This is a genomic window from Parvibaculum sp. (assembly GCF_019635935.1).
GTDB lineage: Bacteria > Pseudomonadota > Alphaproteobacteria > Parvibaculales > Parvibaculaceae > Parvibaculum.
The window spans coordinates 714,032-726,762 of sequence record NZ_JAHBYN010000001.1; the positions used below are offsets into that span (position 1 = coordinate 714,032).

At 58.8% G+C, this 12,731-nt stretch carries 12 protein-coding genes and 1 pseudogene; 5 read left to right on the forward strand and 8 right to left on the reverse strand.

The features are described 5' to 3' along the window. Positions 1-5: 5 nt before the first annotated feature. Genes KF719_RS03735 through KF719_RS03745 form a run of 3 tightly spaced genes read right to left on the reverse strand, consistent with a single transcriptional unit; the run spans position 6 to position 2,721 of the window. Positions 6-1,148 (reverse strand): acyl-CoA dehydrogenase family protein, encoded by a 1,143-nt coding sequence (locus KF719_RS03735; RefSeq protein WP_293507202.1) that lies wholly within the window; start codon positions 1,146-1,148, stop codon positions 6-8. 8 nt (positions 1,149-1,156) lie between these two features. Then, entirely contained in the window at positions 1,157-1,948 is a 792-nt protein-coding gene (locus KF719_RS03740) for an enoyl-CoA hydratase-related protein (protein WP_293507204.1), read from the reverse strand. An 11-nt stretch (positions 1,949-1,959) separates the two neighbouring features. Beyond that, positions 1,960-2,721, reverse strand: coding sequence for an SDR family NAD(P)-dependent oxidoreductase (locus KF719_RS03745; protein ID WP_293507206.1), 762 nt, complete (start codon positions 2,719-2,721; stop codon positions 1,960-1,962). A gap of 167 nt (positions 2,722-2,888) precedes the next feature. On the opposite strand from KF719_RS03745, the gene KF719_RS03750 reads away from it, so the two are divergent. The 4 genes from KF719_RS03750 (at position 2,889) to KF719_RS03765 (ending at position 6,801) form a co-directional block, all read left to right on the forward strand. Further along, positions 2,889-3,524, forward strand: a complete 636-nt coding sequence (locus KF719_RS03750) for a TetR/AcrR family transcriptional regulator (RefSeq protein WP_293507208.1) — start codon at positions 2,889-2,891, stop codon at positions 3,522-3,524. A 25-nt stretch (positions 3,525-3,549) separates the two neighbouring features. Beyond that, on the forward strand, positions 3,550-4,416 hold the full coding sequence (locus KF719_RS03755; protein ID WP_293507209.1) for an SDR family oxidoreductase: 867 nt from the start codon (positions 3,550-3,552) through the stop codon (positions 4,414-4,416). A gap of 563 nt (positions 4,417-4,979) precedes the next feature. Next, positions 4,980-6,245, forward strand: a complete 1,266-nt coding sequence (locus KF719_RS03760; RefSeq protein ID WP_293507210.1) for a cytochrome P450 — start codon at positions 4,980-4,982, stop codon at positions 6,243-6,245. Positions 6,246-6,333: 88 nt separating this feature from the next. Further along, entirely contained in the window at positions 6,334-6,801 is a 468-nt protein-coding gene (locus KF719_RS03765; protein WP_293507211.1) for a MaoC family dehydratase N-terminal domain-containing protein, read from the forward strand. 105 nt (positions 6,802-6,906) lie between these two features. Here the strand turns inward: KF719_RS03765 and KF719_RS03770 are convergent, their stop codons facing one another. The 4 genes from KF719_RS03770 to KF719_RS03785 all read right to left on the reverse strand — a co-directional run bounded on the left by KF719_RS03770 (position 6,907) and on the right by KF719_RS03785 (position 11,046). After that, complete coding sequence (locus tag KF719_RS03770; protein WP_293507213.1) at positions 6,907-7,710, reverse strand: glucose 1-dehydrogenase; 804 nt, start codon at positions 7,708-7,710, stop codon at positions 6,907-6,909. A gap of 8 nt (positions 7,711-7,718) precedes the next feature. Continuing rightward, complete coding sequence (locus KF719_RS03775; protein ID WP_293507215.1) at positions 7,719-9,329, reverse strand: acyl-CoA synthetase; 1,611 nt, start codon at positions 9,327-9,329, stop codon at positions 7,719-7,721. Between the two features lie 152 nt (positions 9,330-9,481). Then, positions 9,482-9,874, reverse strand: coding sequence for a Zn-ribbon domain-containing OB-fold protein (locus tag KF719_RS03780; protein ID WP_293507216.1), 393 nt, complete (start codon positions 9,872-9,874; stop codon positions 9,482-9,484). Beyond that, positions 9,871-11,046: a thiolase domain-containing protein gene (locus KF719_RS03785; RefSeq protein ID WP_293507217.1), complete on the reverse strand. Its 1,176-nt coding sequence runs from the start codon at positions 11,044-11,046 to the stop codon at positions 9,871-9,873. Before KF719_RS03785 ends, KF719_RS03780 begins: the two co-directional genes overlap by 4 nt. Before the next feature lie 174 nt (positions 11,047-11,220). Here KF719_RS03785 and KF719_RS03790 point away from each other — a divergent pair. After that, positions 11,221-11,376, forward strand: a pseudogene (locus tag KF719_RS03790) (pimeloyl-CoA dehydrogenase small subunit); the annotation flags it as partial. A 78-nt stretch (positions 11,377-11,454) separates the two neighbouring features. Here the strand turns inward: KF719_RS03790 and KF719_RS03795 are convergent. After that, the gene (locus KF719_RS03795; protein ID WP_293507218.1) at positions 11,455-12,654 is read right to left on the reverse strand and encodes an acyl-CoA dehydrogenase family protein; all 1,200 of its coding nucleotides are present in this window, start codon (positions 12,652-12,654) and stop codon (positions 11,455-11,457) included. Between the last annotated feature and the right edge of the window lie 77 nt (positions 12,655-12,731).

Genomic DNA, 12,731 nt, shown 5'->3' on the forward strand with positions numbered 1-12,731 from the left:
CTTCCTCACGCATAAGGCACGGCCACTCGACCGACTTTCTCGCGCGAAATGATCATCTTCTGGATTTGCTCGGTACCGTCGCCGATCTGCAGCCCCATCACATCGCGTAATCTCTGCTGATGGGGCAGATCAGTGCTGTAACCGCCATGTCCGTGCGTGAGCAGGCAACGGTGGATGACCTGGAAAGCCGTCTTGGGCGCCCACCATTTGCACATCGCGGCTTCGGCGGTGTGCGGCAAATCATTGTCGCGAAGCCAGAGCGTCTTGTAGCAAAGCAGACGCGCCGCCTCGAGCAACGTCTGAGCTTCGGCCAACGGTTCCGTGACACCCTGATATTTAGCCAGCGGATTGCCGAAGGCTACGCGCTCGGTCACATATTTCCAGGTCTCCTCCAGCGACGCGAAGGCGGGAGCCAGACATTGCAGGCCGATCAGCGCACGGGAATAGTCGAATCCCTGCATCACCTGCCGGAGGCCCTCCCCCTTCGTGCCGACCATATGACGCGCTGGCACCTTCACATTATCGAAGAATACCGAGCCGCGGCCAACAGCCTTCGAACCCACATCGTCGAAACTCGAACACGTGATGCCGGGCGCGTCGAGCGGCGCGAGAAAGGCCGACACGCCGCCGGCGCCGGGATTGTTTTCATCCGTGCGCTGATCGGCCTGCTCGGCCATCGAGATCGAGGTTTTTTCCCCCGACAGGACGTAGCCGTCACCGTCGGCGCGCGCCTTCGTCTGCAGATGCGCCGCGTCGGAGCCGCCTCGCGGCTCCGTCAGACCGAGCGCGACGATCGCCTCGCCCGAGCAAATCCGCGGAACGATTTCATCGGCGACTTCAGGTCTTGCATGCGCTGCGACGATCGATCCCATAAGCGAGCCAAGGAGCTGGACATAACCGACGCTAATGTCGCCGCGCGATATTTCCTCGATAATAATGCCGGTCGTGACGCTATCGAGACCGGGCGCACCAAGCTCTTCGGGCAGGTCGGCGCCGATCAGACCCAGTTCGCCCATCTCCCGGATGAGCGCACGGTCGATCTTTCCGTCGATCTCGCGCGCCCTGTAGCCGGGCGCAAGCCGCTCACGCGCAAATCGTGCCGCGGTGTCGCGAATGGCTTCCTGGTCGGACGTGAATGCAAAGTCCAAGATGCCACCTATTTCATATGCTTGCGGAATTCCGGCTTGCGCTTTTCATTAAGCGCCTTGACGCCCTCTTTCGACTCCGCCGAGTTGTAGTAGAGGCGGAGCGCCTGCATGCCGAGACCGCCAATGCCGCGAATATTGTCGCTGTCGGCGTTGAACGATTTCTTGGCGATCGCAATCGCCGTCGGGCTGCGCTCCACAAGCTCGGCGCACCAGGCGTCCACTTCCTCATCCAGCTTGTCGTCGGGAACGACCGCATTGACGAGACCCATCGCCAGCGCCTCGCGCGCCGGGTAACGCCGGCACATGTACCAGATTTCGCGCGCCTTCTTCTCCCCGACCACGCGGGCGAGATAGGCGGTACCAAAGCCCGGATCGACGGAGCCCATCTTGGGGCCCACCTGTCCGAAGACTGCGCTCTCGCCCGCAATCGTCATGTCGCACAATGTCGCCAGAACATTGCCGCCACCGATGGCATAACCGCGCACCTTGGCGATCACTGGTTTCGGCACGTCGCGTATGACCGTGTGCAGTTCCTCGACCGGCATGCCGATGGTTCCGCGCGTCTCGCCGTCGCCATAGGCGCCATCGTGATCCGATTGATCGCCGCCGGTGCAAAACGCCTTGTTGCCCGCCCCGGTCAATACAATCGCGCCGATTTCTTCGTTCCAGCCCGCTTTCAGGAAAGCATCGATCAGTTCAACGCAGGTGCGGGGGCGGAACGCGTTATAGACCTTCGGACGATTGATCGTAATGGTCGCGACGCCATTTTTTTCTTCGTAAAGAATGTCTTCGTAGTCCATGGAAATCCCCGTTAGCCGTGCATGGAGAGGCCGCCCGAGACGCTGATCGTCTGGCCAGTGATGAAACTCGCATCGTCGCTCAGAAAAAACGCGACCATGCCCGGATAATCGTCCGGCTGCGCCAACCGGCGCATCGGGATCGCCTTGGTGAGCGCCTCGGTCAGACGTCCGCCGCCCGATGCGTCCACGGATGCGAGCAGCGGCGTGTCCGTCGGACCCGGACATATCGTGTTGAACGTGATACCCTTCTTGGCGAATTCTCGCGCCATCGTCTTCATGAAGGCGATGACGCCGCCCTTGGCCGCGGAATAAACCGCCTCGCCAGACGAGCCAACACGGCCCGCATCCGATGAGATGCTGACGATCCGGCCGGCACCTTGCTCAGCAAGCTTGCGTGTAACGACATGAGTGAGGTTAAGCGGCCCGTACAGATTGATGTCGATCACTTTTTTCCAGAAATCGGGCTCTGTCTGGATAAAGGGTCTTGCCTCGTCCCATCCGGCATTGTTCACCAGCCCATAAACCGGACCAGCAGCTTCTTCAAACGCGTCGACTGCCCGCGCCACGGTCGCATAGTCGATGATATCGACCTTATAAGCCCAGGCTGCGCCGCCCCTTTTACGAATTGCTTCAGCGGTGGCCTCGGCGCCCTTCCCGTTCATGTCGAAGATGGCAACTTTGGCACCCTCCTCGCCAAGCCTGAGTGCAATTGCTTTTCCGATACCGCTCGCGCCGCCGGTGACGATGACCGGTTTCAGATCGAGTCCTCGCATGTTTCCCTCCTCCGTCACTGCGACGCTTCAGACATAAATTTATTATGTCATGGCAACGGCAGCGCATTTTTTCTAACACTAGTTCGATTTTAAATGGGGTGCAATATGTTTCGAACGCATGTTAGATTTTAGACCATTACCACCAAGCAAGCCTTGATGGAGCATTCGTGACGACCGAGCAGAGTAAATCCGACATAAGCCGCGCGAGAATACTGGACGCCGCCGCAAAGACGTTTCGTCAAAAAGGCTATGCGGCGACGACCTTGATCGAAATCGCCAGAGCCGCCGATATGCAGGCGGGAAGCCTCTATTACCATTTCGGTTCGAAGGACGAGCTCCTCGAAGAAGTTCTGGACATTGGCATGAGGCGGGTTCACGAAGCTGTCGAGGAAAGCCAAGAACACCTACCTCCAGGCTCATCGCACCGCGACCGAATTCGTGCTGCCGTCGAAGCGCATCTCACCACGCTGCTGAAACTCGACGACTATACATCCGCGAATATTCGCATCTTCGGACAGATCCCCGAAGACGTGCGGCGACGCCACATCAAACTGCGTAACGCCTACGCCGAACTCTGGCGGCGCATACTTGCCAAAGCTCAGAAGTCGAGAGCGCTGCGCAGCGACATCGACCTTGGTCTCGTGCGCATGCTGCTCATGGGTGCGCTCAACTGGTCGGTTGAATGGTACCAGCCGGGCAGGACGTCCATACAGACGATGGCAGACCATATGTGTCTAATGCTGTTCAGCGGAATCGGAATAGACGAAACGGCACGAAGCAGTGAAGACGAAACTGTTGCGTGACGGAAGTTTTCGAGGGACGACGCACATGGAAGCCCAAAACACCCATTTCGGTTTTTCCGATGATGAACTGAAGGCTCTGCCTACAGTCTATCGCGCAGATCTCTTCTCCGGAAAAACGGTAGTGGTTTCCGGTGGCGGAAGCGGCTTCGGCAAGGCCATAGCCTGCCTCTTTGCACGGCTGGGCGCGAACGTCGCTATATGCGGACGCAACGAAGAAAGGCTTGCCGCGACGGTTGCGCTTCTGGAAAGAATGGGTGCTCGCGTTTTCAGCGCCTCGCTGACCATACGGGATCCTGATCAGGTCAACCATTTCATCGACGATGTCTGGAACAAGTTCGGCGCGCTTGACGTTCTCGTAAACAATGCCGGCGGCCAGTTTCCGCAAATGGCCCTCGACTTCAAGGTCAAGGGCTGGAATGCCGTCATCGACACGAACCTCAACGGCTCCTGGTACATGATGCAAAGCGCCGCGCGGCATTGGGTTACAAGAGAGAGCCCCGGCTCGATCGTGAATATCGTCGCCGACATATGGCGCGGAATGCCCGGCATCGCACACACCTGCGCAGCGCGCGCTGGCGTTATCTATCTCTCCAAATCTGTTGCGGTCGAATGGGCGCCACATCGCATCCGTGTCAACTGCGTCGCGCCGGGCGTCTGTGAGACGAGCGGCTTCAAACAATATCCTCCCGAAGGCCTGAAGACATATCCGGAATCGAACCCCATGCTGCGCGTTGGGGACGCTCATGATATCGCAGAGGCGGTCGCTTACCTCGCAGCGCCCAGCGGTAAATTCATCACCGGCGAGGTACTTACAGTCGATGGCGGCGAACAGCTTTGGGGCGATCCGTGGCCTCCCGGGCGGCCAGATTATTTCCGGCCGAAAAGCACTTAAAGATTCCTAACGGGCTTGCCCAAGGGGGACAGACGGCGATGTTCAATCCAATTCTGCCCAAGGAGCAGGTGAAGGCGATGAATATCGGCGGATTCTGGCCAGCCAAACTCGCCGATTATCTGTATCGCTGAAGTGCCGGACAAGACAGCGGTCGCCGAATTTAATTCAACGACAGCCAAGGAATCCCGCCTCAACTATCGCGACCTCGGAAAGACCCTTGATCGCGTCGCCATCGGCCTCGCAGAGCTCACCGTGGAAATCTGCCGAAACGGGCGGAAACGTCGGCGAACGCCATGGTGCCGAGCGGCAAGGTCCAGAAGTTCAAACTGCGCGAGATCGCCGTCGCCCTGCCGGCCTGACATTCCACAGGCAGCCGATGGCGGAAGGCCGACAACAGGCGGGTGACGGACTGTTCGGAAAGTACCTGCCGGCCCCTGCATCGCCACCCTAAAAGGCAAATTGTAAAGCCTCGCGAATATAATTATAATGAATTTTGAGGGGCGGCCACCCAACTCTCCGTGCACGCCTTCGCGGGCTTCTGGAAACGCAATGGAAACACCATCATGACTGAATCCTTAGTCGCTGCCAGAGACGGATCGATCGCGGATGCCTATGCCATCCCGCTTGATGAGATCGACGTCAGCAATCCGGAACTGTTCAGAACGAATACGATCTGGCCGTATTTTGAGCGGCTGCGCCGCGAGGATCCGGTCCATTACTGCAAGACGAGCGAATACGGCTCGTTCTGGTCAGTCACGAAATACAAAGACATCATGCATGTCGACACCAACCACGGCATCTATTCATCCGAAGCAACATTGGGCGGTGTTGCCTTGCGAGACCAGGAAGAAGGGTTTTTCCTGCCCATGTTCATCATGATGGACCCGCCGAAACACGACGCGCAGCGCAAGGTCGTAAGCCCCATTGTCGCACCCGGCAATCTGGCGAAACTTGAAAGCACGATCCGCGAGCGCGCCGGCACGATTCTCGATTCGCTGCCGATCAATGAAACGTTTAACTGGGTGGACCGCGTGTCGATCGAGCTGACGACGCAGATGCTCGCTACTCTTTTCGATTTCCCTTGGGAAGAGCGCTCGAAACTCACCCGCTGGTCGGATGTAGCCACCGCCGGCACAGCCTTCGGTGACGAGGAGGCCGAGAGGGCCCGCAGGAATGAATTGCGCGATTGCGCCGCCTACTTCACCGAGTTGTGGAATCAGCGCGTCAACGCGACCGAGCCAGGCAACGATCTCATCACCATGCTGGCCCAGGGCGAAGCGACGAAAAACATGGGACCGATGGAGTATCTGGGGAATATTCTTCTCCTGATCGTCGGCGGCAACGATACGACCCGCAACTCGATCACCGGCGGCTTGCTGGCACTGAACCGGAACCCGGATCAATACAAGAAGCTGCGGGACAACCCGGCGCTCGTCGAATCCATGGTTCCCGAAATCATCCGTTGGCAGACACCCTTGTCACATATGCGTCGTACCGCGCTTCAGGATACAGAGCTTGGCGGCAAGCAGATCAAGAAGGGCGACAAGGTCGTCATGTGGTACGTCTCTGGCAACCGGGACGAAGAGGCAATCGAAAACGCCAACAGTTTCATCATCGACCGCAAGCGTCCCCGCCAGCACCTGTCCTTCGGCTTCGGTATCCATCGCTGCGTCGGTAACCGGCTGGCAGAAATGCAACTCCGCGTCGTCTGGGAAGAAATCCTGAAACGCTGGCCCGACAAGCCGATCGAAGTGATCGGCGAACCCGAGAGGGTTTTTTCAAATCTGATCAATGGCTACTCGAGCATGCCGGTCAGAATTCCAGGCTGAAGCAAAACATCGGAACGCATTTTCCGGCATCGGTCACGGGATTTCGCGGGTGGGACCGTGTCGCCGCCGCTACCTGCAAGGAGAGGGCATGCGAAAGATAGGCCTCGGCATGTGCTGGAACGACCTCACGGTCGGCGAGGAATTCCGCACCATCGGCCGGACGATCACCGAAACCGACCTGGTCAATTTCATCAACACGACGGGCATGGTGGAAGTGCTCTTCACCGATGTCGAATATCTCAAGGCCCACGGCCCCATGAACGGTCGCGTGGTGCCCGGCGCGCTGGTCTATTGCATGGCCGAAGGTTTACTCGTCCAGTCGATGATGCAGGAGACGGGCCTCGCCTTTCTGCACATGGAATTCAACGTCAAGGGACCTACCTTTGTCGGCGACACAATTCATGTAGAATGCGAAGTGCTTCAAGCGCGGGCGACATCCAAGGGGCGCGGTCTGGTGCGCACCCGCAACCGGATCGTGACCCAACGGAACGAAACGGTGATCGAATATACGCCCTTGCGAATGATGGCTGGCCGGTCCGACGCCTCCCGAACATAAAATCCGGCGTCCGGCCCGTCAGCGTTCTTCGGGAAATCCCCTCCCCGTTTCAGCGACGCCCCCCTCGACCTTCAGTGAATTCAGTCTCCATCGCTTCGCTATGCATCACATGGTCGTGTAGCCGCCGTCGACGACAACCTCGGAGCCGGTCATGTAGGACGACTCGTCGGATGCCAAAAACAGGACCGCATAGGAAACCTCGACGGGTTCGGCGGGACGACCAATAAGCGTGGCGCTCAGGACCTGTTTGGCGACATCCGCATCGCCGAGAAGATCCTTTGTCATATTCGTGCGAATGATTCCTGGGTGCACGGAATTCACGCGAATCTTGAAAGGCGCATAATCCACGGCCGTCGATTTCGTCAGCAAGCGGACGGCGCCCTTCGATGCCTGATACGCCGCCGTGGCGGGCGCACCGATCAGTCCGTAGATCGAGGAAATATTGACGATCGAGCCGCCACCGGCCGCCTTCATCGCGGGCAATATGTATTTTGTGCCATAGAATACGCTTTTAACATTGACGTCGAGAACACGTGCGAAGTCTTCATTCGAGGTATCCTGCACAGCAGAAAAAACGAGGATGCCGGCATTGTTCACGAGGATGTCGACGCGTCCGAAAGTGGACATAGCCTGCTGTGAAATCCGCTCCCAATCCGACACGCTCGACACATCGTGCCTGAAGAATCGTGCCTGCCCACCGTGATCGTTGATCTCCTCGACCACGGCGTTGCCGCCCTTCTCGTCCATGTCGGTCACGATCAGCGTTGCGCCTTCGCGCGCAAGCAGCAAGGCGTGGGAACGCCCCATGCCATTGGCGCCGCCCGTCACAAAGGCGATTTTCCCGTCTACCCGTCCCATGTAGTCCTCCCGTTGCGGATGCCGCGCGCCGTCTCCGGCGCCGTCACTCAAATCGTCGTCTAGGCAACCCCAAGCTCGCGTTTCGCGAAATCGGTAACGCCCTTGTAGTCGGCCTTGCCGTTCGGCGCGCGAAGAGGTGCGACGCCCACCAGAATGCGCTTGGGCGTTTTGTAGCCGGCGAGGTGCGAGCGGACGTGCTTGCGCAAGTCCTCTTCGTCAAACTTCGCGCCCTTCGCCAGCATAACGATGCCTGTGACGGCCTGACCCCATTTCTGATCGGGCACGCCGACGACAAGCGCATCCTCGACGGCGGGATGCGTCTTCAGAACTTCCTCGATCTCCTCCGGGTAGACCTTCTCGCCCGCCGTGTTGATGCAGACGCTGCCGCGTCCCAGCAATGTCAGGCTCCCGTCCTTTTCCACAACACACCAATCGCCGGGAATGGAATAGCGGGCCCCGGCGATGGTCTTGAAGGTCTTGGCGGTCTTTTCCGGATCCTTGTAATAGCCAACGGGAATCGGGCCCCCCATGGCGATGATGCCCGGCTTGCCGCTGCCGGGTTCGACCGGCTGATCGTTTTCATCGAACACGCGGCACCGGCCGCCGATCTGGAACTTGGCGGTCTTGACCTCGCCCGCGCTGGTCATGATCGAACTGCCGAAACCGAGCCCCTCCGAGGCGCCGAAGGAATCCATCAGAATGACATTCGGCAAATGTCTGAGCAGACCGCGCTTCACTTCCGTGCTCCACATAACGCCGGAAGAAACGATCGCGACGACGCTGGCCAGGTTGTATTTGCCGGGCGCCTCGTCGAGCGCCGCCAGCATCGGCCGGGCGAAAGCGTCACCGACGATCGCCAGAGAATTGACGCCACGGCGCGAAACCGCGGACCAGAGTTCATGCGCGTCGAGAGTGGGGCTCTCCAGCGTGACGATGCAGCCGCCGCTCATCATATTACCGATAGCCGTAATGAAGCCGGTGCCGTGCATCAGCGGGCAGGCCGGCATCGACTTGGGGCCAGGACCGGAAGTCTTGATAAATTCGACCAGTTCGGGGAGCGTCTCCGGGATCGGACCCAATGCGCGAAGCGTGGTGAGCTGAGCCTCCCGCATGTCGTCGTGACGCCACATCACGCCTTTGGGCATGCCCGTCGTGCCGCCCGTATAGATGAACAGCAGATCGTCCGGCGAACGCTCGATGTCAAGCGGCGCGCCATCTCCGCCGGTGACGACCTTTTCGTAATTTTCCGCGAAGGGGGCAGCGGATCCGTCTTCGTTCACCTCGATGAAAGTGGCGACTTTCGTCAGCCGGTCCTTCAGTTCGACGATGATGTCCCGGAACTCGGAACCGTACACGACCGTTTGCGCGTCGGAGTCATTGAAGATGTAAAAAACTTCGTCCGCCTTGTAGCGGTAGTTGATGTTGACATGGACAAGACGGCTCTTGAAGCAGGCCGCCATGGTCTCGACATATTCGGGCCGGTTTCGCATGTAGAACGCGACCTTGTCGCCGGGCCTGGCACCGCGCGCGATCAGCGCGCGCCCGAGATTGTTGGATCTCCGAGTCGTTTCTCCCCATGTAATCACCCGATCGCCATGAATAAGGGCGGGCGCATCCGGCGGCAAAACCGGCGAGATACTGTCAAGAATATCACCGAAATTCCACGTCATATAATCCTCCCTGAAAAATCCACTCCTCGCGGGTCGGCCTTCTTGCGATTGAGCCGTTCCGTTCTTCGCCATCCTTGTCTCAGCCGGCCCGTTGCCGAACGTTCCGGCGAGGGATCAAGCCCGCCGGAATGACGGTCAACAAAAACGCCGCATCATGCGGACGTGAACACCGGCAGCGCATATCCGTCACCGGCCTCGGAGAATTTGACCCTGACTTTCTGTCCGATCCGAATCCTGTCGATTTCGCAGTCGACGATATTCGTGAGCATCGTGACCCCTTCGTCGAGCGTAACATAGGCGATGACATAAGGCGGCTTGGCTTGCCGCGTGACCGAATAGCTGTAGATCGCGCCATTGCCCGAAGCCTCCACAAACGCCGTGTCTTCCGAGAAGCAATGCGGACAAATAGTCCGCGGATAGTGGTGCGCCTTGCCGCAGGCGTTGCAGGTCCGGATCAGGAGTTGCCCCTTGGCGGCGCCTTCCCAGTAAGGCTTGCCCTCGGAATTGACGACAAGGTTGATCTTGCTTTTCTGGTCGGCGCTCATGCGTCTTCACTCCCGAGAATGACGGTTGCGCTGCCCATACGCGATCCCAGAAGCCCGCCGGTTCCATGCGCCAGTGCAATATCGCAATTGCGCACCTGAACCTTCGGATGAGCCTCACCGCGAACCTGGCGGACTGCTTCAAGAACCTTGGTCATGCCGCCGCGATTGCCGGGGTGATTGTTGCACAATCCCCCGCCATCCGTGTTGAAGGGCAACTTGCCGACGCCGGAAATCAAGTTGCCGTCCGAGACGAACTTCCCGCCCTCACCTTTTTTGCAAAAACCCAGATCTTCGAGCGTTTCCAGCACTGTAATGGTGAAGGAATCGTAGATTGAGGCGTATTTAATGTCGGTGGGCGTGACGCCGGCTTCAGCGAAAGCTTTGGGCCCGCTCCAACACGCGCCGGAATAGGTCAGATCGACCTGGCCCGCCGCGAGATGCTTGGGCGCCTCGCCGGCGCCGAGAACCTTGACGCGGGTGCGCTTCAGCGACTTCGCCACTTCCGGGCTCACCATCACAATGCCGCCGCCACCGTCGGTGATGACGCAACAGTCGAGCCTGTGCAACGGATCGGCAATCATCGGTGAATTGACAACATCCTCCACGGTCACAACGTCGCGGAGCCTGGCTTGTTCATTGTGCTGGGCGTGGTGGGATGCGGCGACCTTGATCCATGCGAGCTGCTCGCTGGTGGTGCCGTATTCGTACATATGCCGCATTGCACACATGGCGTACATATTTGTGACGTTGGGGCCATAAGGCATTTCGAACGGAAAGTCCGGCGCTTGCTGGTTGTAGTAACGGACGGGCTTGCCTTCTTTCGCATCGGCAACCGGCCGGCCGGCCAGCGTGATCAGCGCCACATTGCAATGCCCCGCGGCGATGGCCTGCGCGGCGTGATTGACATGGACGATGTAGGAAGACCCGCCGGTCTCCGTGCTGTCCATATGACGCACATTATTGAGACCCATATATTCGATCATGTTGATCGGGCCCAACCCGGGCGCGTCGCCAGCGCAGAAATATGCGTCAACGTCGTCCTTTGAAAGACCTGCGTCCGCCAGCGCGCCCTTCGCGATCTCGGCGTGAAGTTGCGGCAGCGTCTTGTCCAGCGCCGCGCGGCACGGATGCTCGTAGATGCCGACTATGTAGGATTTTCCGTTGATACCCATCCCTATTCCCTTATCATGATTTCCTTATTGCTTAGCGCATTCATGGGGGAAACGTCCAGCCCGTCCACGAAAGGCGGAAGCGGCGGCTACGGCCGATCGGAAGAACAGGTCGAGCGAGCGAGGGAGAAACGGATTGGGGACGGTGAGGATTGAAAACGCGGGCGGCGTCAGGACGGCCGCTTCGTCGGCCAGCAGGCCGTGCAGCTTCATGGCGGCATGGGCATGACCGACGAACTCAATGTCGGCCACTACTTCAAGCGCCTGACGATGATCGACACCCAGTTCGGCAATGTCGACCACCAGCTCAGGCGCTACTCGCAGGCCGCCTGAGCCCGAAGGATTGGGTGGACTGACATAAAAAAGGGCCGCATCCCGGATGTGCGGCCCTTCGCATGTCCGGATGGTCCGTCAAAGTCCCAGAACGGCCTTTGCGATGACATTGCGCTGGATTTCGTTCGAACCGCCATAAATCGAAGCGGCGCGACCGAAATTATAGGCGCTTGTCACGCTCACCGCATAGGCGGGTCCGACGGGCGCTTCATTGGCAATTCCAGTCAAATGTTCCCTCTGGAATGGCATGGCGTAGAAGGCGGCGGCTTCGACGGCAAGCTCCGACAACGCCTGCTGAACTTCGGTTCCTACAATCTTCAAGGTTGAGGAAGAGGGACCAGCGGGACGGCCCGCCACTTCCTCCGCAACGATCCTCAGATTGGTATATTCGAGACCCGTGAGCTTCACCTCGATTTCGGAGAGCCTCGTCATGAATGCCGGTTCGTCCGCCAGCGCCGCGCCATCGCCAAGCCTTTCCTGTCTCGCAATCTTTCTGAGGTGCGCGATCTTGCGCTTGGACTCGGGAACGCCTGCAATACCGGTGCGCTCGTTGACGAGCAAGAACTTGGCGTAGGTCCAGCCCTTGTTTTCATCGCCGATGCGGTTCGTCACCGGCACCTTGACATCAGTGAAAAAAACTTCGTTCAAGTGATGCAGGCCGTCGATGGAAATGATCGGTTTCACCTCGATGCCGGGCGTCTTCATGTCGATCAGAAGGAACGAGATGCCTTCCTGCTGTTTGGCGGTCTCATCCGTTCGCACGAGACAGAATATCCAATCGGCTTCATGGGCATAGGACGTCCAGATTTTCTGGCCGTTGACGATGTAATGGTCGCCCTGACGCACGGCCCTGGTTTTCAGCGAGGCGAGATCCGATCCGGCCCCCGGTTCCGAATAACCCTGGCACCACCAGACATCGCCGGTAAGAATGCCCGCCAGATGCTGCTTTTTCTGTGCTTCGTTGCCGAAGGTGTAGATCACCGGTCCCACCATGGACAGACCGAATGGAGAAAGTCGCGGTGCGTTAGCGGCGGCCATCTCCTCGTTGAAAATATGCTTCTGCATCGGCGTCCATCCAGTGCCGCCATACTGCCTGGGCCAATTGACCGCTACCCAGCCTTTCTCGTGGAGATCTTTCTGCCAGCGCCTGAGCGAGCTGCGCTCACCAGCCGCGCCCACTGTGTCTCTCTCCGCGAGTTCCCTGGGCAGTTTTTCCGAAATGAACCGACGGACTTCCGCGCGGAAGGCTTCGTCCTCTTTCGTAAGCTCTATATCCATCTACTGACCTTTCGCGGCAACGATCTGGGTATTTGCATTTTTCATTATAATGAATTTATCCGAGCGGGCAAAAAACC

Coding starts and splice junctions, on each gene's coding strand:
- KF719_RS03740 (WP_293507204.1), bottom strand. CDS start 1,948: ATGGACTACGAAGACATTCTTTACGAAGAAAAAAATGGCGTCGCGACC.
- KF719_RS03745 (WP_293507206.1), bottom strand. CDS start 2,721: ATGCGAGGACTCGATCTGAAACCGGTCATCGTCACCGGCGGCGCGAGC.
- KF719_RS03785 (WP_293507217.1), bottom strand. CDS start 11,046: ATGGGTATCAACGGAAAATCCTACATAGTCGGCATCTACGAGCATCCG.
- KF719_RS03775 (WP_293507215.1), bottom strand. CDS start 9,329: ATGACGTGGAATTTCGGTGATATTCTTGACAGTATCTCGCCGGTTTTG.
- KF719_RS03765 (WP_293507211.1), top strand. CDS start 6,334: ATGCGAAAGATAGGCCTCGGCATGTGCTGGAACGACCTCACGGTCGGC.
- KF719_RS03760 (WP_293507210.1), top strand. CDS start 4,980: ATGACTGAATCCTTAGTCGCTGCCAGAGACGGATCGATCGCGGATGCC.
- KF719_RS03780 (WP_293507216.1), bottom strand. CDS start 9,874: ATGAGCGCCGACCAGAAAAGCAAGATCAACCTTGTCGTCAATTCCGAG.
- KF719_RS03755 (WP_293507209.1), top strand. CDS start 3,550: ATGGAAGCCCAAAACACCCATTTCGGTTTTTCCGATGATGAACTGAAG.
- KF719_RS03795 (WP_293507218.1), bottom strand. CDS start 12,654: ATGGATATAGAGCTTACGAAAGAGGACGAAGCCTTCCGCGCGGAAGTC.